Origin of the sequence: Vibrio sp. YT-15, from assembly GCF_033337445.1 — a bacterium.
GTDB classification, from domain to species: Bacteria; Pseudomonadota; Gammaproteobacteria; order Enterobacterales; family Vibrionaceae; genus Vibrio; species Vibrio alginolyticus.
Genome location: NZ_JAWOQR010000025.1, coordinates 15,869 through 38,533 on the forward strand (window position 1 = coordinate 15,869; position 22,665 = coordinate 38,533).

General features: G+C 46.5%; 18 protein-coding genes. 10 read left to right on the forward strand and 8 right to left on the reverse strand.

Annotated features, from left to right (window positions below; genetic code table 11):
• Positions 1-89: 89 nt before the first annotated feature.
• Positions 90-350, reverse strand: a complete 261-nt coding sequence (locus R7D93_RS24105; protein WP_005378779.1) for a DUF2282 domain-containing protein — start codon at positions 348-350, stop codon at positions 90-92.
• A 281-nt stretch (positions 351-631) separates the two neighbouring features.
• Here R7D93_RS24105 and uvrD point away from each other — a divergent pair, with 281 nt between their 5' ends.
• Complete coding sequence (uvrD, locus tag R7D93_RS24110) at positions 632-2,806, forward strand: DNA helicase II (protein ID WP_005378778.1); 2,175 nt, start codon at positions 632-634, stop codon at positions 2,804-2,806.
• Between the two features lie 918 nt (positions 2,807-3,724).
• On the opposite strand, the gene ggt is transcribed toward uvrD, so the two are convergent.
• The 4 genes from ggt to rarD all read right to left on the reverse strand — a co-directional run bounded on the left by ggt (position 3,725) and on the right by rarD (position 8,140).
• On the reverse strand, positions 3,725-5,491 hold the full coding sequence (gene ggt / locus R7D93_RS24115) for a gamma-glutamyltransferase (RefSeq protein ID WP_225497187.1): 1,767 nt from the start codon (positions 5,489-5,491) through the stop codon (positions 3,725-3,727).
• Between the two features lie 111 nt (positions 5,492-5,602).
• Positions 5,603-6,262, reverse strand: coding sequence for a LysE family translocator (locus R7D93_RS24120; RefSeq protein WP_225497189.1), 660 nt, complete (start codon positions 6,260-6,262; stop codon positions 5,603-5,605).
• A 91-nt stretch (positions 6,263-6,353) separates the two neighbouring features.
• Entirely contained in the window at positions 6,354-7,151 is a 798-nt protein-coding gene (locus R7D93_RS24125) for an AraC family transcriptional regulator (protein WP_005451239.1), read from the reverse strand.
• A gap of 71 nt (positions 7,152-7,222) precedes the next feature.
• Complete coding sequence (gene rarD / locus R7D93_RS24130; protein WP_005378774.1) at positions 7,223-8,140, reverse strand: EamA family transporter RarD; 918 nt, start codon at positions 8,138-8,140, stop codon at positions 7,223-7,225.
• A gap of 178 nt (positions 8,141-8,318) precedes the next feature.
• On the opposite strand from rarD, the gene recQ reads away from it, so the two are divergent.
• The 3 genes from recQ (at position 8,319) to R7D93_RS24145 (ending at position 11,378) form a co-directional block, all read left to right on the forward strand.
• On the forward strand, positions 8,319-10,154 hold the full coding sequence (recQ, locus tag R7D93_RS24135; protein WP_005451195.1) for an ATP-dependent DNA helicase RecQ: 1,836 nt from the start codon (positions 8,319-8,321) through the stop codon (positions 10,152-10,154).
• A 9-nt stretch (positions 10,155-10,163) separates the two neighbouring features.
• The gene (locus tag R7D93_RS24140; RefSeq protein ID WP_054579633.1) at positions 10,164-10,469 is read left to right on the forward strand and encodes a DUF3630 family protein; all 306 of its coding nucleotides are present in this window, start codon (positions 10,164-10,166) and stop codon (positions 10,467-10,469) included.
• A 234-nt stretch (positions 10,470-10,703) separates the two neighbouring features.
• The gene (locus R7D93_RS24145) at positions 10,704-11,378 is read left to right on the forward strand and encodes a 7-cyano-7-deazaguanine/7-aminomethyl-7-deazaguanine transporter (protein WP_005378770.1); all 675 of its coding nucleotides are present in this window, start codon (positions 10,704-10,706) and stop codon (positions 11,376-11,378) included.
• Positions 11,379-11,600: 222 nt separating this feature from the next.
• Here R7D93_RS24145 and R7D93_RS24150 read toward each other — a convergent pair whose 3' ends face one another.
• The 3 genes from R7D93_RS24150 to rhlB form a co-directional block, all read right to left on the reverse strand.
• Complete coding sequence (locus R7D93_RS24150) at positions 11,601-13,244, reverse strand: sugar nucleotide-binding protein (RefSeq protein WP_225497191.1); 1,644 nt, start codon at positions 13,242-13,244, stop codon at positions 11,601-11,603.
• Positions 13,245-13,416: 172 nt separating this feature from the next.
• On the reverse strand, positions 13,417-14,910 hold the full coding sequence (gene gppA / locus R7D93_RS24155) for a guanosine-5'-triphosphate,3'-diphosphate diphosphatase (RefSeq protein WP_053306516.1): 1,494 nt from the start codon (positions 14,908-14,910) through the stop codon (positions 13,417-13,419).
• Between the two features lie 20 nt (positions 14,911-14,930).
• Entirely contained in the window at positions 14,931-16,250 is a 1,320-nt protein-coding gene (gene rhlB, locus R7D93_RS24160) for an ATP-dependent RNA helicase RhlB (RefSeq protein ID WP_005378764.1), read from the reverse strand.
• A 111-nt stretch (positions 16,251-16,361) separates the two neighbouring features.
• Here rhlB and trxA point away from each other — a divergent pair, with 111 nt between their 5' ends.
• From trxA to fre, 6 genes are all read left to right on the forward strand, one after another.
• Positions 16,362-16,688 carry a thioredoxin TrxA gene (gene trxA, locus R7D93_RS24165; RefSeq protein ID WP_004745500.1) on the forward strand — a complete coding sequence of 109 codons (327 nt, stop codon included), beginning with the start codon at positions 16,362-16,364 and terminating at the stop codon, positions 16,686-16,688.
• Between the two features lie 196 nt (positions 16,689-16,884).
• Positions 16,885-18,144 (forward strand): transcription termination factor Rho, encoded by a 1,260-nt coding sequence (gene rho, locus R7D93_RS24170; RefSeq protein ID WP_005378757.1) that lies wholly within the window; start codon positions 16,885-16,887, stop codon positions 18,142-18,144.
• A gap of 106 nt (positions 18,145-18,250) precedes the next feature.
• The gene (locus R7D93_RS24175; protein ID WP_005378756.1) at positions 18,251-19,243 is read left to right on the forward strand and encodes a hypothetical protein; all 993 of its coding nucleotides are present in this window, start codon (positions 18,251-18,253) and stop codon (positions 19,241-19,243) included.
• 91 nt (positions 19,244-19,334) lie between these two features.
• Positions 19,335-21,188 (forward strand): 4-hydroxy-3-polyprenylbenzoate decarboxylase, encoded by a 1,854-nt coding sequence (ubiD, locus tag R7D93_RS24180; RefSeq protein WP_213869015.1) that lies wholly within the window; start codon positions 19,335-19,337, stop codon positions 21,186-21,188.
• On the forward strand, positions 21,185-21,454 hold the full coding sequence (locus R7D93_RS24185; RefSeq protein ID WP_009696789.1) for a 2Fe-2S iron-sulfur cluster-binding protein: 270 nt from the start codon (positions 21,185-21,187) through the stop codon (positions 21,452-21,454). Before ubiD ends, R7D93_RS24185 begins: the two co-directional genes overlap by 4 nt.
• A 14-nt stretch (positions 21,455-21,468) precedes the next feature.
• A complete protein-coding gene (gene fre / locus R7D93_RS24190) occupies positions 21,469-22,182 on the forward strand; it encodes an NAD(P)H-flavin reductase (protein ID WP_005382872.1) in 714 nt (237 codons plus the stop codon).
• The last annotated feature ends 483 nt before the right edge of the window (positions 22,183-22,665 follow it).

The window sequence follows — 22,665 nt, forward strand, 5'->3', positions numbered from 1 at the left end:
TTTTCAAATCGTGCGGGAAGAGAAGGATGCGTCTTGGCTTTGCGTTGGTTGAGCGTCAACGCATCCTCACAATAGCTAGCGATAAAAGATTATGAAGAAGAAGTGCTACCGCCAGCGAGCTTGTCACAAAGACCTTTTGGTACGACTACGAATGCGTCTTTTTGGTTATCTTCTTTAGAAGTACCAGCGCATGAGCTGCTTTTTGTTGCACAGTCGTTTTTACCTGCTTTAGAAACGCCATAGCACTTTTCTTTTTCAGCAGCGACAGCTGGAGCTGCAGTTAGCATTGTGCCACCAAGAGCTAGAAGACCAGTAACAGCAGCAGTAACAGCTAGATTCGACTTTTTCATAATAAATTCCTCTGAATGATTTCCTTTACTTTAAGTTGGCAAGATGAATCGCCTGTTTTGGCGTTTTTGTTATCAACTTGCTTAACTTAAAAGATAGGAAACTGGCTAAAAAACTTTCAGAAAAATTTCTGAAGTAAATGGGTTTGCAGGGTCAAATAGGTATAACTAATTGATGTGTTGGGCAAAAAAACATCAATTTTTTTATCAAGTTTTGTCTAAACAGCACCCGGTTGTTTAGGTTATAATCGGTTTTTATGTATAAATAACCAGTAGCTCTCATCATGATGGATCCATCTCTATTACTCGACGGTTTGAACGATAAACAACGTGAAGCCGTTGCAGCACCTCTAGAAAACTTGCTCGTTCTTGCTGGCGCAGGAAGTGGTAAGACACGCGTTCTTGTTCACCGTATCGCTTGGCTGATGTCGGTCGAGCAAGCTTCTCCGTTCTCAATTATGTCGGTAACCTTTACCAATAAGGCGGCGGCAGAGATGCGTGGACGTATCGAAGAGCTAATGATGGGCAGTGCAGGCGGTATGTGGAATGGTACTTTCCACGGCATTTGTCACCGTATTCTGCGTGCACACTATCTTGATGCGAAGCTACCGGAAGATTTCCAAATCATTGACAGTGACGACCAGCAGCGTCTGCTAAAGCGTTTGATCAAAGCGCAAAACCTCGATGAGAAGCAATGGCCTGCACGCCAAGTGGCATGGTGGATTAACGGTAAGAAAGACGAAGGTCTGCGTCCGTCGCACATTGATGCGTACCATGATCCAGTAACCAAGACATATCTGCAGTTGTACACCGCTTACCAAGAAGCGTGTGATCGTGCTGGTTTAGTCGATTTTGCGGAAATCTTGCTGCGCGCACATGAGCTACTGCGTGATAACAAGTTCGTTCGTGAACACTACCAAGCACGCTTTAAGCACATCTTGGTGGATGAGTTCCAAGATACCAACAATATTCAATATGCTTGGCTACGTATGATGGCGGGTCCTGAGTGTCACGTGATGATCGTAGGTGATGACGACCAGTCGATTTATGGTTGGCGTGGTGCAAAAGTCGAGAACATTGAGAAGTTTACGCTCGAATTCCCAAGCGTGAATACCATTCGTCTTGAGCAAAACTACCGTTCCACTAAGACCATTCTGGAAGCATCTAACACTCTGATTGCGAATAACACCGAGCGTATGGGTAAAGAGTTGTGGACGGATGGCGTTGTCGGTGAGCCTATCTCGGTTTACAGCGCTTACAACGAATTAGATGAAGCCCGTTTTGCGGTGAACAAAATCAAAGAGTGGCAAGACAAGGGCGGTGCTCTGAATGACGCTGCGATGCTTTACCGTAACAACGCCCAGTCGCGTGTTCTGGAAGAAGCGTTAATTCAAGCCGGTCTGCCTTACCGTATCTACGGCGGCATGCGATTCTTCGAACGTCAGGAAATCAAAGATGCCTTGAGCTACATGCGTCTGATTGCCAACCGTAACGATGATGCGGCGTTTGAACGTGTGGTGAATACGCCAACGCGTGGTTTGGGTGATAAGACGCTTGAAACCATCCGTTTTGCGGCTCGTGACCGTGGTTGCACTATGTGGGAAGCGAGTGTGGCAATGTTGGACGAGAAGGTGCTTGCTGGTCGCGCTGCTGGTGCTCTGAGCCGTTTTATCGAGCTTGTCACCGCGCTAGAAGACGACACCTTAGAGATGCCGCTGCATCACCAAACTGACCATGTGATTAAATACTCGGGCTTGTTCGCGATGTACGAGCAAGAGAAGGGCGAAAAGTCTAAGGCACGTATTGAGAACTTGGAGGAATTGGTGACCGCAACTCGCCAATTCGAGAAACCAGAAGAAGCCGAAGACATGTCACTGCTGACGGCATTCCTAACCCACGCAGCACTAGAAGCGGGCGAAGGACAAGCGGACGAATTTGAAGATGCGGTTCAGCTCATGACATTACACAGTGCGAAAGGTCTAGAGTTTCCATTGGTGTTTATGGTCGGTGTGGAAGAAGGCATGTTCCCAAGCCAAATGTCGGCAGAAGAAGCAGGGCGCTTAGAAGAAGAACGCCGTCTGTGTTACGTAGGCATGACCCGTGCGATGCAGAAACTGTACATCACTTATGCTGAAATGCGCCGTTTGTACGGTCAGGATAAGTACCATAAACCGTCTCGTTTTATTCGTGAACTGCCAGAAACATGCTTGGATGAAGTACGAATGAAGGCGCAAGTTAGCCGTCCTTCAAGCAGTGGTCGATTTAGCCAAACTGTTGTGAAAGAGAGCTTTAATGAAACCGGCTTTACGCTAGGTTCTCGTGTGATGCATCCAAAGTTTGGTGAAGGCACCATCATCAACTTCGAAGGCAGTGGTCCACAAAGCCGTGTACAGATTGCCTTTAACGGTGAAGGCATCAAATGGTTGGTAACTGCTTACGCACGACTAGAGAAACTGTAAGGCTTGACCAAAACTCATACCAATCGTAGTAAATAACTGGTCATTCTAGCTTGTTAAAATACTCGATAACTGCGTTGCAATTTTTGATTGTAGAATAACTACTTATCGAAAAATTGCGCCTTGTTCTCAAGCATTTTCCCTACGCTATTTCTGATCACTTATTTACTCTGATTGGTATCATCAACTTAAGAGCTGCTTCGGCGGCTCTTTTTGTTTGTGCGGTTTTGGCGTCGATAAAGCAGTAAAAAATGGAATTCGAAAGCGCGATTTAACGGTGCAGATGAGAAAAACTTTAGGCAAAGAAAAACCCCGAGGGCTTGCGCCCATCGGGGTTATAGTCTTACTCGCAGCAATCCGGCTACTAAGAGTGCTCCATGCATCTAATCCATGATAGTGTGCTGAATCCGTCAGCTTAATCCTTACGTCGCCTTCCTAGCGGTGTCCTTAATGACCTTATCCTGGTCTGCTAACTATCCTCGTTAGCTCTCATCACTTGTTCCCTGAGCGGTGTCCCTGACATCATCCTGATGTTCAAATCCTTGCCTCGTCCAGAGGTGTCCATTTCCCGTCCTTAGTAGCAACCATCCTAGTCACTATTGATTCCGTTCAATGTCCAATTTTGCAATCCATGCCCGACTATTCATCCTGAATAACCGTTTCTTCTTCCTGAAGTTCACCAAGTCCGTGGTGTTTCCTGTTCCGTGTCAGCATCCTTCCGACAGGTTTAATATTACGTGTTTAACGATTTCCAACAACGGGCTAATCTCACATTTTTTAACTCTCTTAGCGTTCAAAAAAGATACATGAGTATCAAATTCAATGGCTTATGCTCTTTTCTGTACGGTTTTACCATTAAAAAAGAGAGGTTTGCTCAACCCTTTGTGAGAGATCTCGCACAAAGGGTCGAGCGAAAGACTCTTACTGCCCGATAGCGGCACCTTCACGTCTTGGATCCGCAGCGCCTTCAAGACCGTCTTTTGTTATTCGTATCGCATGCAGACCAGAGTTCAAATCCCGAACATCGGTTTTAAAACCCATCTTCTCCAGAGCAGGCTGTAAGCCCTCTGCGGCGGTACCTTGCTCAATATCTAAGGTGCCAAAACGGTTCAGCAATCGTGGCTGATTAATCGCGCTTTGGATGTCCATATCCCATTGCGTGTGGGCGATAATGGCTTGTGCGACGTAACCAATAATGCGGCTGCCACCTGGTGAGCCAATTGCCATGTAAGGTTTGTCATCCTTCATCATAATGGTTGGTGCCATGGATGAACGTGGGCGTTTTCCCGGTTCTAAGCGGTTCGCGATTGGCACACCATCTTGATGCGTGCGGAAAGAGAAATCGGTCAGTTCGTTATTGAGCAAGAAGCCGCGTACCATCAAGCGTGAGCCAAAGGCGTTCTCGATGGTTGTTGTCATTGAGACCACATTGCCTTGCTTATCGACGATATTGAAATGGCTGGTGGAAGGCAGCTCGATCGATTGGTCCATGCTTAAGTTCATGGCGTGCGACCAAGGAGGATTACCGGCTTCAGCCTTACTCAAGGCTTTACCGACTTGAATGAGCTCAGCACGTTGTTTGAGGTAATCTTTATCAAGCAAGCCTTCGGTTGGCATTGGCACATAATCTTGGTCAGCCATGTATTTACCACGATCCGCGAACGCAAGGCGCGATGCATCGGCGATCACTTGCCATGATTTCGCGCTTTCGGCTCCCCAACCTTTAAGATCGTATTGCTCGGTGATCGCGAGAATCTGTCCAACCGTCAATGCGCCAGAGCTAGGTGGTCCCATGCCGCAGATATCATAGCTTTGGTAAGCCGCACAAACCGGTTCACGTTGCTTGATTTGGAACGCATCAAAGTCAGGTTGTGCCAATACGCCAGGATTGCCCGGTGCATTCTGTACTGTCTTGATGATGTCTGTAGCGATATCGCCTTGATAGAAAGCTTTTGCCCCTTGCTCTGCAATTGCCGTCAGAGTTTGCGCGTATTCAGGGTTCTTCAACAACGTGCCTTCGGCTTTTGGTGAGCCATCTGAATTAAAGAAGTAAGCCTTAGTTGCAGGGAAGCGTGATAGGCGCTTGGCATCTTTCTCAATCAGGCTCGCGAGACGAGGACTGACCTCGAAACCTTGCTCAGCCAAGGTAATCACAGGTTGGATGATCTTCTTCCATTCCAACTTGCCGTATTTCTGGTGCGTGTCCCACAGTAGTTTCACTGTGCCAGGAGTAGCAACGGAACGCCCACCGACAACCGCATCGTAAAATTGCAGAGGTTGTCCTTTGTCATCTAGGAAGAGTTTCGGCGTCGCGGCGAGCGGTGCGGTTTCGCGTCCATCATACGTAGTCAGTTTTTGTTTCTCACTGTCCCAATACACTAAGAAGGCACCGCCACCAATACCTGAAGATTGCGGTTCTACCAAGCCCAGCATCAGTTGTACGGCAACCATGGCATCAATAGCATTACCACCTTGTGCAAGAACGTCTGCCCCAGCTTGGGTGGCAAGTGGGTTGGCTGCAGTGACCATATAATCTTTGGCTTTGACCAATTGCTTTTGCTCGAAGCCAGTACTGTGCTCCGGTGCAACCGCATCTGCTGCTTGGTTAGCAAAGGCTGAGGTAGATAAGACGAGTGGGGAAGTAAGAAAAAGACCCGTGGTCACGAGTCGGTTGAACGTCCAATGCATGATGACTCTCCATGTTGCCAGTTTTGTGCTTTCAGCTTGGCAGTCATGAAGAGTCACGTCGAGTCAGCAATCTTAGAAATGTCGATTGTGCTACGCTTTTAAATCAGTACTTTATCCGATAAAAGTGCTGATGGTTTGGTACAAAATACTGCCACCCACGAGAGTAAATACCACGCCACACAGACCGTCGATGTAGATGCCTGCTTGTTGCAATTTGCGTTGTAAGCGCTGTGTTGACAGCATCCACGCAAGGCTAGAGAACCAAAATAGCGACAAGCCAAACAAGATGACCAAAGCAATACCTTTGCTAGTGATCGACATACCAGCAGGGACTAAGCTCGACATCAAACTGATAAAGAACACCAAGGCTTTCGGGTTAAGAATGTTGGTCGCAAATCCTTTCGCAAATGCCTGACGCTTATTACTGATCACTAGGTTGTTTTGCTTCTTAGGTTGATCCGCCTGTGGGTTTTTGATCATCGAGATCACGGCGCGCAATGCACCAATACCTAAATAGAGCAGATAACTACCACCGAGCAGTTGCACCACCGAATACAATACTGGGTGCTGGTGGACGATATAACTCACGCCTGTCAGGCTGAATAAAGAGTGCAGCAAAATACCGACAGACAATCCCAACGCAATGTACAAGCCAGTTTGACGACCATGACGCGTCGCGTTTTGTACGACCAACGCAAAGTCCGGACCTGGACTCATTAGGGCAATAAAGTGAATGCTGGCAAGCGTCAGCAATATGGTGGATTCATTCATAACACATCTCAAATATAACCAATGCGGCTATTGTCGTGGTAAGTCACCTATGGCGCTTGTAAAAAACTGACAGCTTTCTCGGTAAATGAAATTAACGAGTCACTTGAGAAGGGGAAACACCGTAGGTCTGCTTAAACGCTTTGCTGAAATGCGCTTGATCGTAGAAACCGATTTGATGGGCGACGTCGGTACCACATTGACCAGCTTGCAGTAACTTCATGCCTTGTTCAAGGCGCAGGCGTGCGAACCATGCATAAGGCGTCATACCAGTTTGCGCTTTAAAGTGGCGCTGGAACTGAGTTGGGCTCAGTTGGCACAGCTCTGAAAGTGAATCCAAACGCACCGCTTGGTCAAGGTTTGCCATTAGATAATCTTTTAACGTTCCAAGTGATTGATTTCCTAACGGCACCACTTTTTGTCGCTCAAGCGATCCGTAGCGATCAAAAAGCTGGTTAAATCCTTCAAAAGGAAGGCAATCTTTGGTGAGTTGGCTGAGATTTTCACGACGAAGTAGCCCATGTAAGTTACTAAGTTGTGAAAATATCTGTGGATCCGAGATGATCAGCTCGTTGAAGTGTATTATTTGACCGTTTTGCTTAAGATCAGCCAGATCGCTCAATAGGTGAGGTTCGATCGCAAATACATTCACTTCATAGCCACTTTCGAGCTTAGATTGCCCGTCGTGCAGCTCATCTGGCGGCATAATCACTATTTGCCCGTGACCAACTTGGTGGCTGTTACCTTGGTATTGGAACTTCTGCGCGCCATGCGTGATCAGGCCGAGATGAAAATCCAGATGGTAATGCCTTTGAAAAGCAAATTTCTGGTATTTCGCCTCTATTAGACTCAAGTTGTCATGGTCGGTTGCGTAGTACTGAATATGTTCCATTAAATAAAAAAGCTTGGTCACATTATGACCAAGCTTATCTGGCAATTTCTAACTTGTCTTGTAAAAAACGATCACTGTGGCTGAACGATTCGGCGTGAGCGACGGTTATTACGTAATCCATCAAAGCTAAACACGACTAGTGCTCCCCAAATAAAGACGAAAGTGATCGCTTTATCCATGGTAAAGGGTTCGCCATACATCAATACTGCAAGTAAAAACATTAAGCTTGGGCCTATATATTGGAAAAAGCCCAAAGTCGATAATTTGAGTCTTGTTGCTGCACCCGTAAAGCACAGCAGTGGCAGGGTTGTTATAACCCCAGCCGCGATCAACAAACTATTTAACGTAAGTGGATTCGTAAGCATATTTGAGGTTGGTGTATCGGCAATAAAAAGCAAATAAACAGCGGCCACTGGCAGTAGAAGTAATGTCTCGATAAACAAGCCAGTTTTTGCATCGACACTGACTTTCTTTCTTAATAAGCCATAAAAGCCGAAGCTCATTGCTAACGCCATCGCAACAACAGGTACGGAGCCAAATACAATCAGTTGAACGAGTACGCCACAACCTGCCAATACAACCGCGAACCACTGTAATTTACGCAGTCTCTCTCCCAAAAATACCATCCCGAGTAAGACGTTGATCAGTGGGTTAATGTAATAACCTAAGCTGGCGTCGAGCATATGATTCGAGTTTACCGCCCAAATGAAAATCAACCAATTGCCGCCAATTAGCATGGAACTTGCGATCAGGTAAGCGATTTTCGTTTTGTCTTTCGCGATGTGGTAAGCCGAGCGCCAGTGACGGCCAAAATGGAGGAGTGCAGCAAGCAAAAAGAAAGACCATATCACTCGGTGGCTTAAAATTTCCAAAGGAGATACTTGTGCGATGGACTTAAAGTACATCGGCGCAATGCCCCACATGGTATACGCACCAATCGCTAGCAAGATACCTTGCCGCGCGCGTTGTTGTTCGTCTTCTGGTGTCATGAAGTGTCACCTAATTGTGTGTTTTATAGAGCAGAAAATCAGTATACGAGTCGTGATGCGAAACACCTAACAATTTGCGGTTTTATTCACCATGAAACCCCATTACAATGTGCCCTCACTTTGTGTGCCAGTGGTATGCATAAGCACCTCTTTTTTAAGACCCAATCTGAGACTTTTCATGACCTCGACCTTGTTAGCCGAACAATCTGATTCGCCTGTAACGCCTCAACGTGTGTTGGAGGATGTGTTTGGTTACCAAGAGTTCCGTGATGGTCAGCAGTTGGTGATTGATGCTGCGGTAGAAGGTCGCGACAGCTTAGTTATCCTGCCTACTGGTGGCGGTAAGTCGCTGTGTTATCAAATCCCTGCTTTGGTTCGCTCTGGTATTACTTTGGTGATTTCTCCGCTTATTTCGCTGATGAAAGACCAAGTGGACCAGCTTAAAGCCAACGGTGTAGCGGCTGAATGCATTAACTCGACCATGCCTCGTGAAGAACTGCTCAGCGTGTATAACCGTATGCACACTGGTCATCTTAAGTTGGTGTACGTCTCGCCAGAACGCGTATTGATGCGTGATTTCATTGAGCGCTTGGAAAACTTGCCGCTATCGATGATTGCCGTCGATGAAGCGCACTGTATTTCCCAGTGGGGACACGACTTCCGTCCAGAATATGCCGCGCTTGGTCAACTTAAGCAGCAGTTTTCCCATGTGCCATTTATGGCGCTGACGGCGACCGCAGATGACGCAACGCGCCGAGATATTCTTGAACGTCTGCAACTGAATAATCCAGAGGTTTACCTAGGCAGCTTCGACCGTCCTAACATTCGCTACAACTTAGTTGAGAAGCACAAGCCGGTTTCGCAAATCGTTCGTTATCTTGAAACCCAAAAGGGTAACTGCGGCATCATCTATTGTGGTAGCCGTAAGAAAGTTGAGATGGTGACCGAGAAGCTGTGCAACAACCACATTCGTGCTGCTGGTTATCACGCCGGTATGGACGCTGATGAGCGCGCTTACGTTCAAGAAGCTTTCCAACGTGATGACATCCAAATTGTAGTGGCGACCGTGGCATTCGGTATGGGCATCAACAAACCAAACGTGCGTTTTGTGGTTCACTTTGATATCCCGCGCAACATCGAGTCTTACTACCAGGAAACGGGTCGTGCAGGGCGTGATGGTTTACCTGCAGAAGCGATGATGTTGTATGACCCAGCGGACATCAGTTGGCTGCGCCGTATGTTGGATGAGAAAGACGATGGTCCACAGAAGCAGGTGGAAACCCACAAACTGAATGCGATGAGTGCCTTTGCTGAGGCGCAGACTTGTCGTCGTCAGGTGCTATTGAATTACTTTGGTGAGTATCGTGAGAAGCCATGTGGCAACTGCGATATTTGCTTAGATCCACCGAAGCACTTTGATGCAACAGAAGAAGCACGTAAGGCGTTGTCTTGTGTGTACCGAGTGAATCAGAGCTTTGGTATGGGCTACGTGGTAGAAGTGTTACGTGGCATGCAAAACATTCGTGTACGTGAAAACGGGCACGATAAGATTTCTACCTACGCGATAGGGCGCGACCACAGCCACGATTACTGGGTGAGTATCTTCCGTCAGTTAATCCACAAAGGGCTGTTGTTTCAAAACATCACGCGTAACTCAACGCTGCAATTAACCGAAGAAGCGCGTCCGCTTTTGCGTGGCGATGTGACCCTAGAGTTAGCGGTTCCACGTTTAGACACCGCAGCACGTGCGGCGAAGTCAGATAAATTGACCAGCAAGAACTACGATAAGAAGCTGTTTGCTAAGTTACGTAAGTTGCGTAAGTCGATTGCTGATGAAGATGGTTTGCCACCATACGTGGTCTTCAGTGACGCGACTTTGATTGATATGGCGGAAATTCTGCCAACGTCTTACGGCGAAATGCTGGCAGTCAGCGGTGTTGGTCAACGCAAACTGGAGAAGTACGCCGACCCATTCCTTGATTTGATTCAAGAACACATTACTCACCATGGATAAGGAACCAAGATGCAAAAGGAATTTGGCTTAGCGGACTACATGGCACAAGAAGGGCGCTTAATCATTACCGCGCCGAGCTTTGACCTTGATAGCTTTCCTGCTTTAGGTGAGCGTTTAGTTGTCTTGCTTTCTGCTACTGTGGTGGAAAAGCAGTGGGATGCGGACATTCACTCTTGGCTGATCGACTTTGAAGGTTGCCGACTGTTTATGAAAGCAGAGCATTACAGCGAAGCGATTTGGTTTGAAGCGTTAGCGATTGAAGAGAGCAGGGAAGAGTTGGATTATCTTGCAGGATTGTTCCAGCGCGGCTTCTAAAAATAGAATTTTTCTTGAAAGGGTGTTTCACATGAAACACCCTTTTTTATGCTTAAACGTTTGCGTAAAACAGACGACTTGCGGCGAAAAGTGGTTAATGTATAATCGCCCACCGCTTCGCTCAGAATGAGCCAAGCCAGTTTATTTTTCATTTTACATTGTTGGTAAGAGCCACTTTATTCAGTGACTCGATTTGGGTTCCCTCACCCCCAAACCAAACTAAAAAGGTATCGCATGAGTAACTTTACCCCTGCGCAGCAGCGCAACGCCCTTATCTATCTGGTTCTATTCCACCTAGTCATTATTGCATCTAGCAATTACCTAGTTCAGCTACCGTTTACTATTTTCGGTTTCCATACCACTTGGGGCGCATTCACTTTCCCATTTATATTCCTAGCGACTGATTTAACTGTGCGTATTTTCGGTGCTCAGTTGGCGCGTAAGATCATCTTCTTAGTGATGTTGCCTGCTTTGGCAGTGTCTTACTTCTTATCGGTGGTGTTCTTCGAAGGTCAATTCCAAGGTTTTGGTCACCTAGGGGAATTTAACTTATTCGTTGCTCGTATCGCGATTGCTAGCTTCATGGCGTACCTACTTGGTCAGATCATGGATGTGCACGTGTTCAACCGCCTACGTCAAATGAAGCAATGGTGGGTGGCACCAACGTGTTCAACGCTTTTCGGTAATGCACTTGATACCATCGCTTTCTTCGCCATTGCGTTCTATCAAAGCCCAGATCCATTTATGGCAGAGCATTGGACGGAAATCGCGCTGGTGGATTACGGCTTCAAACTGATTATCAGTCTTGGTTTGTTCGTTCCGATGTACGGCGTATTACTGAATTACCTCATTAAGAAGCTGACTGCGGTGAACCCTGACTTTAAGGTGACGACAAGCGTTCAGTCTTAATATCAGTGGGAACCCCGAAAGCCGCTTGCTTAAATCAAGCGGCTTTTTTGTACCTGCTTACTGGGATTTAGAGGGTTTTGTACAGCGTGGGGAGCAATTAGATCATAGGTGTCCAAAAGCTCCCTGAGCTGTACGAAGGTAAAAATGAGCAGTAAAAAAGGTCCCGAGTGAGACCTTTTAATCGAAGGTACGGCACGTAGAGGAAGCTCGCTGGTGAAATGGCTAACAGAGCATCTTCTCAATCAAAATGGCTTTTTGCGCATCGAAGGCGCCAAGTTGCAGGCCGTTATCCCAGCTGATGCTTTGATTGAACATCGCCAACATCAAACCGACACTGCGTTGATTGGCGTCCTGCCAGCAATCAGACTCGCTGTACTCTCCATCATTTATCGCGTTGCCATTAACGAGAATGGGCTCGAAACGCCATTTTTCGCCGACACGATAGTAGCCTTTGCTGGTTAAAGTCTGGTTGGATTGAATCGTTAGATTGTGCTCGATGCCTAGCTCACCAGTTAATTCAAATACAAATCTTAGCTGGTGGTCGCCACATTGCAGCTCAACGATCAGTTGGCCGTTTTTCTCAGTCAGTGTCGACTGAGAGTAGTCTCCAAAGCAGTGCAGCAACCAGGAGATAGGGTGGCTAGCTGTTTCAAGAAACCACTCTTTGAGTGTGAAGGTGCCCGGTAGGTTAACCTGGGTGACTAGATTGACCACACAAGGTTGGGTTTGCGAAGTGAGCCACTCCTCTATTGTCTTGGCGGTATTTAGCTGAGCAAAGGCGTAATTAACCAATAGGTTGGCGTTCGGTTGCTGCCAGTGAGTGATGTCGGAATTCAATCCCAACAATGGCTTTTCACAGATAAGCTTGGTTGAACCTAACGTCTTTATGATCTCTGCATGAGTATGCGCAGGTGTCGCGATGGTCACGATATCAAGTAGTTTGAGTGCGCTGATGTTCGTTTCTGCCTTTGGGATTGCTTCTTCACTGCACGCTTGCTGAAGAGGTTCTATTTGGTTGGCACATAACGTCGTGACTGCAACACCATTGTTTCTATAGTGCGGAATGTGCGTGCGTCCCCAGTTGATTCCTATGATGCCAGCTTGCTGGATTTGCTCTGGCTTGGTGAAACGTTCACTCAATGGCGGCAAGGCAATTCGTTCATCGGTTAGACGTTGGTCATGGTGATAGTCATTGCTTGGCAGCACTTGCCATGGTTTGTTGTAATGCTGTTTGAGTGCACAAACGAGTTCGTAGAAATTCCACTTATCTTTTAAGTTGCTATCAAGGTGATATAAACCGGCTTCGTTCCGCTCAATAAGCTGCAAAAAGGCGAGTGCAGTATCGTCCATATGAGAAGTCGCAGGATACCAAGCCGTGCTAGCGGTAATAACGCCGTTCTCTTCATATTGGCGGTCGAGATGCGCCAACATGTTATTGCCTTCTGCTTGGTGATGGAGCTGCCAACCAATTCGAGCAACCATCGCATCTGGATTTGCTTGCCAGATTGCATCTTCACAACGAACTTTGTATTTGCCGTAATCATCTTGGGTGTTTCTTTCTTCAAAGATGCCATAAGGCCCGTTTTTTGTGGCATCAAATACCATTGCTGTGCTGACAAAGAGGTAAGGAATGTTGCGCTGTTTGCAGTGTTCACCGAGCCATGCTGCCCATGCTTCACTCCCCATCGCTATATGGCACACCGCATCAATGTGGTGCTGCTGCCAAAATTGCTCACTTTGCTCTGGATCATCTGGTGAGATTTGGTGGTGATTCCACTCCAATATGTTCCAGCCGCGTATGTGAAACTGATGAGCGACTTTTGGGGCGAGAGTGCCAGTTAAGCCAGTCATTAAAACGGTTTTCATGATGGTGCATCTTGGTTGGCTAAATTGTGTTTATCAATAAAGCATGGCTGTTTTTCGATGTAGAGCGGAGAAGCTGAAATTTTTGCTGGGCAGCACGTTTTGTAGGGGAAGTAGAAGCAAAAAAGCCCAAGCGAACGCCTGGGCTTTAGTATTGTAAGGCAGTGATATTCGCTTATTTTGCTACGATATTTAATGGCCAGCCGATATCTGTCTGACGGTTGGATTCAATTTCCAACTCAGCCGCAGTCAGTGGGTTTTTCTCTAGCCATTGCGCATCAATGTGTAACGTTAGATTGTCGCCTTCAACCGTTAGAGTCACATTTGGCTCTAGATCAGGATTGCGACGATGGCTGAGCAGAACCGCAAGACGCAACAATCTCAATACTCGTTTTGCACTCGAGCCTGATAATGCATGCTGCTCAGGTAAAGAAGTGAGCTGTTCGCGATAGCGACGAGCCACTTCACCAATAAAGAACTTCTGCGCGCGCGTGTAACCAGGCAGATCCAAATTCTGCAGCAAGTAAGCACTATGCTCTCCGCCTTTTTTGAAATCGATAGTTAAGCCAATTTCATGCAGTTTTGCGGCGGTCTCGAGTAATATCTTGCCCTGAGGCTCTGTAATCCACTCATCGCCCCCAGCTTGCTGTAAAAGCGTGTGTGCCAGACTAGCGACTTGTTCACCGTATTGGTGATCGAGCTGATAACGATTTTGTACGCTAGCGATAGTGCGGGCACGAATGTCTTCTTGACGAAGCTCTTCAACCATCTCATACACTAAGCCTTCGCGTAGTGCGCCGCCAGCCAGTGTCATAGCATCGATTTCAAGCAATTCAAAAACGGCAATCAAAATAGAGAGGCCACTAGGGAACACTAATGCACGTTCAAGTGTTAAGCCTTCAATATCGAGCTCTTCTAAATGGTCGGCCAACATGGCTTGCTTCTGTAGACGCTTGAGTTTGGAGTGAGTGATTACTTCGTCCATGCCTTGCGCCAGCATTATCTCTTGCAATGCCTGAACAGTGCCTGATGCACCAACACACACATCCCAACCAATTTCTGTATAACGTTCTAAAATCGGCTGGATGGTCTGTTTCGCTCCTTCAATTGCCGCGTCAAAGTTACGAGCATTCAATTGGCGATCTTTAAAGAAGTTTTCAAGCCAAGTCACGCAGCCCATTTTTAAGCTGGTCAGTGCTTTGGCTTCGAAACCTTCCCCGATAATCAGTTCGGTACTTGCTCCACCGATATCGACTACAAGGCGACGACCACTACCGCCAGAGGTGTGAGCGACACCTTTATAGATAGTGGCAGCTTCTTCTTCACCAGTAATCACTTCGATAGGCTGGCCTAGAATTTGGTTAGCCTTTTCTAAAAACACATCTACATTGGTCGCGGTACGTAATGTTGCAGTACCGACGATGCGAATGTTTTGTTTAGGAATGTCCTGCAAGCGTTCCGCAAATAGACTTAAGCAGTCCCATCCTCGCTGCATAGCTTCCATACTAAGAGAATTATGTTCATCTAAGCCCGCTGCTAGACGAACTTTGCGCTTAATTTTAGCCATTGTTTGAACGCTGCCATCGATGTGACGCACAACGAGCATGTGAAAACTGTTCGACCCGAGGTCGATGGCGGCATATAGCGGTGATGATCCTGCTTGACTCATAAAACGAACTCAGTTTCCTATTACGATTGTTTTGGTGCCGATTGACGCGGTTGGCGTGGACGACGTCCCTGCGGCTTACGGTTACCAGAACCAGAGCGGGTACCGCCAGTATTCGTGCGGCGCTGTTGGTTGCGTGGTGCACGCATACGAATCGGAGCCGGTAGATCTTGAATCAGTGCCGACGAATCGTACTCTGAAACTGGGATTGTATGCTCAATGTATTCTTCGATTGCTGGTAGGTTAACCGCGTACTCTTCACAAGCAAAACTGATCGAATGACCGCTCGCACCAGCGCGACCAGTACGGCCAATACGGTGAACATAATCTTCACAGTCGTCAGGAAGGTCGTAGTTGAAAACGTGCGTTACCTGAGGAATATGCAGGCCACGCGCTGCAACGTCAGTTGCAACTAGGATGTCGACATCACCTTTGGTGAATTGCTCAAGAATCTTCTCACGCTTCTTCTGCGGTACATCGCCAGTAAGAAGGCCTACACGGTGTCCATCGGCAGCCAAATGACCCCAAACCGATTCACACTTATGCTTGGTATTGGCAAAAATGATAGCGCGATCTGGCCACTCTTCTTCAATTAGTGTTTGAAGCAGCGCCATTTTGTCTTCATTCGAAGGATAGAAAAGCTCTTCCTGGATACGGTGGCCAGTTTTTTGTTCTGGTTCGACAACGACATGCTCAGGAGTATTCATGTGTTCGAATGCCAGTTCTTGAACGCGGTAAGACAGCGTTGCTGAGAACAGCATGTTCAAACGCTCTTTTGGCTCAGGCATACGACGGAACAAGAAGCGAATGTCTTTAATAAAGCCAAGATCGAACATGCGGTCGGCTTCGTCCAGAACAACAGCTTGAATGTTGTTGAGGTTAAATACGCGCTGTTTGTAGAAATCGATGATACGGCCTGTTGTTCCGATCAGAATATCTACGCCGTCTTGCAGTTTCGCAAGTTGCTTGTCGTAGCTTTCACCACCGTAAGCTAGAGCGGTTTTTAGACCTGTGCTTTCAGTTAATGATTCTGCATCATTGTAAATCTGAATAGCGAGCTCACGTGTAGGCGCCATAATAATTGCGCGTGGCTGTGTAGGCTTACGACCTTCATGTTCCGGAGTCGTCAGAAGGTGGTTGAACGTAGCAGTAAGAAACGCGAGCGTTTTACCAGTACCCGTTTGGGCCTGGCCTGCGATGTCTTGGCCGGTGAGCAGGACCGGCAACGCCAAGGCTTGGATAGGGGTACAAAATTCGAACCCTTTTTTGTCCAATCCTTCAATAACTTGGGGCTTTAAGCCCAAATCGGCGAACTTTTGCTCTGTGATATGCGTCTTTTTCATGGCTATAGAATATCAGCTAAAGCTTGCAATACGAAAGTAAATACATTCCAATAGGGCATCTAATTACTGGTTATCATCCAACCAGTTTCGAAAAACACATTGGAGTGGAAGATGAGTGATAAGATTTTGCAGCTAACTGATGACGGTTTTGAAAACGATGTAATCAACGCTGCAGGCCCGGTTCTAGTGGATTTTTGGGCAGAATGGTGTGGTCCTTGTAAAATGATCGCTCCTATTTTGGACGAAATCGCAGACGAGTACGAAGGCAAACTCACTATCGGTAAACTAAACATCGACCATAACGCAGGTACACCACCTAAGTTTGGTATTCGCGGCATTCCAACGCTATTACTATTTAAAGATGGTAACGTAGCGGCAACGAAAGTAGGTGCTCTGTCTAAAACTCAACTAAAAGAGTTCCTAGACGCAAACTTATAATCACCAAGTGATTACAGATAAAACCGTGCAAAGTTACAATGCACGGTTTTGTTTTTCTAACTCTGGACTAGAATACTAATTAGTGCTAACTTATCGCGCGTTAATTGAACAAATTTCTCTTCTTGGTCGATCCTGAGACCAAATCCATCTTAACTAGAAAACAGATCTTATTTTGACTAAACAAGAATCCACCACCATGAACCTTACCGAACTGAAGAACAGACCTGTGTCTGACCTTGTAAAACTGGGCGAAAGCTTAGGATTAGAGAACCTAGCTCGCTTAAGAAAACAAGACATCATCTTCGCGATTTTAAAAGCGCACGCTAAAGGCGGCGAAGACATCTTTGGCGATGGGGTTCTGGAAATTCTGCAAGACGGCTTTGGTTTCCTACGCAGTGCAGATAGTTCATACCTTGCGGGTCCGGACGATATCTACGTATCACCAAGTCAGATTCGTCGCTTTAACCTACGTACTGGTGACTCTATCGCTGGTAAAATTCGTCCACCAAAAGACGGTGAACGTTATTTTGCCCTTCTAAAAGTCAATACCGTTAACGACGATAAACCAGACAACGCCCGTAACAAGATCCTATTTGAAAACCTTACCCCTCTACATGCGAATGAGCGCATGGTGATGGAGCGTGGTAACGGTTCAACAGAAGACATTACAGCACGTGTTTTAGACTTGGCATCGCCAATCGGTAAAGGTCAACGTGGTCTGATTGTTGCTCCGCCTAAAGCGGGTAAAACAATGCTTCTGCAAAACATCGCGCAAAGCATCGCGTACAACCACCCAGAGTGTGAGTTGATGGTTCTTCTTATCGACGAACGTCCAGAAGAAGTAACCGAGATGCAACGCCTAGTTAAAGGTGAAGTGGTTGCGTCGACTTTCGATGAGCCAGCATCTCGTCACGTACAAGTAGCGGAAATGGTGATCGAGAAAGCAAAACGTCTTGTTGAACATAAGAAAGACGTGGTTATCTTGCTTGACTCTATCACTCGCCTAGCTCGTGCTTACAACACCGTAGTGCCTTCATCAGGTAAAGTACTAACAGGTGGTGTGGATGCAAACGCATTACATCGTCCTAAGCGTTTCTTCGGTGCTGCACGTAACGTAGAAGAAGGCGGCAGCCTAACTATCATTGCAACGGCACTAGTAGATACTGGTTCTAAAATGGATGAAGTTATCTACGAAGAGTTCAAGGGTACAGGTAACATGGAACTGCACTTGAACCGTAAGATTGCTGAGAAGCGTGTATTCCCTGCGATTGACTTTAACCGCTCAGGTACACGTCGTGAAGAGCTACTGACGAAGACTGACGAACTACAGAAGATGTGGATTCTGCGTAAGATCGTTCACCCAATGGGCGAAATCGACGCAATGGAGTTCCTAATCGATAAGCTAGCGATGACGAAGACCAACGATGAGTTCTTCGATGCGATGCGTCGTCAATAGTCTCAGATTAGTTATTCTGCGAAAAGCCACCGTATATCGGTGGCTTTTTTATTGCTTTCTCCCGATAGAAGTATCAGAATGAAGGAAATGTTATCGGGAGGTTAACATGCAACAAGGAATGTTGTCGTCATTACTCCTGAGCTTGTCACTTATCACTCTACCTGCGACATTATCTGCCAAGGAAATGCATGAGTCTGTAGTAGAACAGTGGCTTCAGGATACTCAAATACAGACTAAAGTCTCTGAACTGCTTGATTACGCTGTCAGAGATGAAGTCGACTCGCTTAAATTTGCCCTTGATAGACTTGCTTTGCCTCAACAAGAGGTGGTGCGCTTTCAATTATTGGAAAAGCTTGAAAAGCAAGATGTGATTCTCACGCCTCGAATGGCTCTGTTTGTTGAGTCCCAGATCCGTATGACCCCGACTTATCAAGTGTTAGAGCGAGGTGATGGGTATGAATTTAGTGTACCCGCTTTTAACTTTCCCGTTATTGCGAGTCGCTTGATTAAGCGTTGGAAACAAGACCAAAGTACCTTGGACTTTGTCTTACAAGCTGAACGAAGAGAGCTTAACTTAAAGCAATGGCTTACAGGGCCATCTCAACAAGCTCAAGCGCGTGAAGCGCTTTTGATTCGAGAGTTAGACAGCTTATCACCCAATGCGCTTGCTGCATTAACGGCCCAGTTAACCAAAGCAAATGTGACCAGTTGGTTACCATCGACGGCCGTGATAGTCAGGTTGGCACAAGTTAGTCAGGATGAGGAAGTGTACAACTTACTCTGGCGGATGAAAGCTGATTACAACAGCCAGTCCGAACTTGAGCGTTTAGCTGCGGTTGGAGACGTTTTTTCCATTCAGCAATTGATGAATGCCACAGTTAACCCATCACTCAAGCCAGAAGCTATTAGTCTACTTACAAAATCTAACCCTCTATCTCCGCAAGTAAAGCAGTTTCTAGTTAGAAAAATGGCGTTATCAGAAGAAGCAACCATGGTTGCTCGAGAGCTTGCTCAACAAGGGCATCAAACCTGGTTGGAAGAGTTAGTATCTTCGAACCATCAGATAAAGACGCGGCAGATTGAACAAGTATTAAAGTAATCTTGCTCACATACCCACACAAAATAGGAGGATCTTAGCGTCCTCCTATTTGTTATACTGCGGACAGTTTAATCAGCCAGCATGAAGGCCTATGAGTTTTAAGGATTTACGCGAATTTATCGACCAACTAGAACAGAAAGGTCGACTTAAACGCATCACTCACCCTGTCGATCCCGCTTATGAAATGACAGAAATCAGCGACCGCACCTTGCGTGCTGGTGGACCTGCGCTGTTGTTTGAGAACCCAATCGGCTACGACGTACCTGTTTTGACGAACCTGTTTGGTACACCAGAGCGTGTCGCAATCGGCATGGGACGTGAAGACGTTAAAGAATTAAGAGAAGTCGGTAAGCTGCTGGCTTATTTAAAAGAACCTGAGCCACCAAAAGGCTTCAAAGACGCTTTAGAAAAACTGCCTGTGTTCAAACAAGTATTGAACATGCCGGCTAAGCGTTTACGTAAAGCACCATGCCAAGACATTGTTTGGCAAGGTGATGAAGTCGACTTGGATAAAATTCCGGTAATGAGCTGCTGGGCAGAAGATGTAGCGCCGCTGCTTACTTGGGGCTTAACCGTAACCAAAGGTCCAAATAAGAAACGTCAGAACCTAGGCATTTACCGTCAGCAGAAAATTGCCAAGAACAAAATCATCATGCGTTGGTTAGCCCATCGTGGTGGTGCGCTTGATCTGCGCGATTGGATGGAAACCAACCCAGGTAAACCTTTCCCAGTTTCGGTCGCGTTTGGTGCAGACCCAGCAACCATTCTTGGCGCAGTAACACCAGTGCCAGATACGCTATCGGAATACGCATTTGCAGGTTTGCTACGTGGAAGCAAAACGGAAGTCGTGAAGTCAGTCAGCAACGATTTGGAAGTGCCAGCGAGCGCGGAAATCGTGATGGAAGGCTATATCGACCCGAACGAGTTTGCTGATGAAGGTCCTTACGGTGACCACACTGGCTACTATAACGAAAAAGAAAAGCACCACGTATTTACTATTACGCACATTACTATGCGTAAAGACCCTATTTATCACAGCACCTACACAGGTCGTCCGCCAGATGAACCAGCTGTATTGGGTGTGGCATTAAACGAAGTGTTTGTGCCTATTCTGCAAAAGCAATTCCCAGAGGTTGAAGACTTCTATCTTCCGCCAGAAGGTTGTTCGTACCGAATGGCCGTCGTCACCATGAAGAAGCAGTACCCAGGACATGCCAAGCGCGTAATGATGGGCGTGTGGTCTTTCTTACGTCAATTCATGTATACCAAGTTTGTTATTGTGTGCGATGAATCGGTAAACGCACGAGATTGGAATGATGTCGTGAAAGCCATGTCAGAGCATATGGATCCTGTACGTGATACCTTGATGATAGATAACACGCCAATCGACTCGCTCGACTTTGCTTCACCAGTGGTTGGGCTTGGCTCCAAAATGGGCTTGGATGCGACCATTAAATGGGATGCCGAGCTGGCGACGCGAACCGAGGTCACTGAGCGAGACAGCAAAGCGATTACCGAAGCAGAACTAAATGAGTTGAAACAGCAACGCCCTGAGATTGTTGACGTCTATCTTCCAGTTACAGCAAACAACCAATTTGCTGTCGTGACTATGAAGAAAGACCAAGCTGGTCAATCCCAAGAATTGATGGAATATCTATGGGGCTTCTTTGCTCAGTACACGGATAACAAATTCATCATTTTGTGCGACGATGACGTTAATGCACGAGATTGGAATGACATCATTTGGGCGGTGACAACTCGAATGGACCCAGATAGAGACACGATTCAAGTGCTTGGTAAGACTGAGAGTTCATCCAAATTAGGACTGGATGCGACCAACAAGTTCGAATCTGAAGTCACGCGCGAGTGGGGCACGCCTATCAAAAAAGATCCTAAACTTGTGGCTAAAGTCGATGAGATTTGGGACCAGTTAGGTATTCTATGAGTCATCAAGTCCACCTTCTACCAATGGACGTTACGTTCCAAGTAAAAGAAGGGGAGACGGTGTTGGAAGCTGCGCTCAACAACAATATTCGCTTCCCGCACCGTTGCCAAGTTGGCGCTTGCGCCATGTGCATGTGTAAAAAGCTAACGGGCGAGGTGAGCTATCACCTCGAACCGATGCTAACCGAAAAAGAGCAACAGCAAGGTTGGATATTCCCTTGCCAAGCCTATACAGAAAGTAATTTAGTGCTTACTTTTGACGAGTAAGCGAGAGGAACACCATGACCATCCAATGTAAAGTAAAGTCTATTCAGCCGTTAGCTTGTAATACTTACCAAATCCTTCTTCACCCAGAATCACCAGTGCCTTTTAAAGCGGGTCAGTACCTAATGGTGGTGATGGGTGAAAAAGACAAACGTCCTTTCTCTATCGCAAGCAGCCCTTGTCGTCATGAAGGTGAACTTGAACTGCACATCGGTGCGGCGGAACACAACGCTTATGCACAAGAAGTTGTCGAAGCAATGCAAGCGGCGCTTGAAACTGATGGTCAGATTGAAATTGATGCGCCACATGGCGATGCTTGGGTTCAAGAAGAAAGCGAACGCCCATTATTATTAATTGCTGGTGGTACAGGCTTCAGTTACGTTCGCTCGATTCTGGATCACTGCGTAGCGCAGAATAAAACCAATCCTATCTATTTATATTGGGGGGCGCGCGATAACTGCCAGCTTTATGCTAAAGACGAACTGGTCGAGATTGCCGACAAGTTTGCCAATGTTCACTTTGTGCCAGTAGTAGAAGAAGCTCCTGCAGACTGGCAAGGTAAAGTTGGTAACGTGCTACAAGCTGTAGCTGAAGATTTCGAAAGCTTAGAAAACTACGATATCTATATTGCAGGTCGTTTTGAAATGGCTGGCGCAGCACGTGAACAGTTCACTCAGAACAAGAAAGCGAAGAGCGAACGTATGTTCGCAGACGCGTACGCATTCATTTAAATACGGCTTTTAAGGCAGAAAAAGAGGGTTTTTTACCCTCTTTTTTGCTTTTTTGATGAAATAGTCATCGAACAGTCATTTTTTTCCATTTTTTTTCAAAAAAGGGTTGCGAACGGATCTGAGTTCCCTATAATGCGCATCCACCGACACGGCAGACGCGATAAGGCTTCAGCAGAGTCGGAGAGGTAAAAAGCTTCTACGAAAATAAAATTGAAAAAGTGTTTGACACTGTCAATTAAATCGCTAGAATGCACCTCCGCTTTGAGAGAAAAACTTCTCGCAAAGCAAGTTCTTTAACAATATAGACCTATCAATCTGTGTGGGCACTCGTTGATGATAATCCAATTAGATACCTCGGTATCAAATTAGGTTTCAATGATACGAAGTGACCATTGAATCTTCGGATTCAGCACAGTCAATTCAAACATTACTTATGTAATGTTCAGTATTCATTGAGCCGAACAAAATCTTAAATTGAAGAGT

Bases quoted from the DNA above. Each gene is read 5' to 3' on its own strand.
- R7D93_RS24105 (WP_005378779.1), bottom strand. From the start codon at position 350: ATGAAAAAGTCGAATCTAGCTGTTACTGCTGCTGTTACTGGTCTTCTA.
- uvrD (WP_005378778.1), top strand. From the start codon at position 632: ATGATGGATCCATCTCTATTACTCGACGGTTTGAACGATAAACAACGT.
- ggt (WP_225497187.1), bottom strand. From the start codon at position 5,491: ATGCATTGGACGTTCAACCGACTCGTGACCACGGGTCTTTTTCTTACT.
- R7D93_RS24120 (WP_225497189.1), bottom strand. From the start codon at position 6,262: ATGAATGAATCCACCATATTGCTGACGCTTGCCAGCATTCACTTTATT.
- R7D93_RS24125 (WP_005451239.1), bottom strand. From the start codon at position 7,151: ATGGAACATATTCAGTACTACGCAACCGACCATGACAACTTGAGTCTA.
- rarD (WP_005378774.1), bottom strand. From the start codon at position 8,140: ATGACACCAGAAGACGAACAACAACGCGCGCGGCAAGGTATCTTGCTA.
- recQ (WP_005451195.1), top strand. From the start codon at position 8,319: ATGACCTCGACCTTGTTAGCCGAACAATCTGATTCGCCTGTAACGCCT.
- R7D93_RS24140 (WP_054579633.1), top strand. From the start codon at position 10,164: ATGCAAAAGGAATTTGGCTTAGCGGACTACATGGCACAAGAAGGGCGC.
- R7D93_RS24145 (WP_005378770.1), top strand. From the start codon at position 10,704: ATGAGTAACTTTACCCCTGCGCAGCAGCGCAACGCCCTTATCTATCTG.
- R7D93_RS24150 (WP_225497191.1), bottom strand. From the start codon at position 13,244: ATGAAAACCGTTTTAATGACTGGCTTAACTGGCACTCTCGCCCCAAAA.
- gppA (WP_053306516.1), bottom strand. From the start codon at position 14,910: ATGAGTCAAGCAGGATCATCACCGCTATATGCCGCCATCGACCTCGGG.
- rhlB (WP_005378764.1), bottom strand. From the start codon at position 16,250: ATGAAAAAGACGCATATCACAGAGCAAAAGTTCGCCGATTTGGGCTTA.
- trxA (WP_004745500.1), top strand. From the start codon at position 16,362: ATGAGTGATAAGATTTTGCAGCTAACTGATGACGGTTTTGAAAACGAT.
- rho (WP_005378757.1), top strand. From the start codon at position 16,885: ATGAACCTTACCGAACTGAAGAACAGACCTGTGTCTGACCTTGTAAAA.
- R7D93_RS24175 (WP_005378756.1), top strand. From the start codon at position 18,251: ATGCAACAAGGAATGTTGTCGTCATTACTCCTGAGCTTGTCACTTATC.
- ubiD (WP_213869015.1), top strand. From the start codon at position 19,335: ATGAGTTTTAAGGATTTACGCGAATTTATCGACCAACTAGAACAGAAA.
- R7D93_RS24185 (WP_009696789.1), top strand. From the start codon at position 21,185: ATGAGTCATCAAGTCCACCTTCTACCAATGGACGTTACGTTCCAAGTA.
- fre (WP_005382872.1), top strand. From the start codon at position 21,469: ATGACCATCCAATGTAAAGTAAAGTCTATTCAGCCGTTAGCTTGTAAT.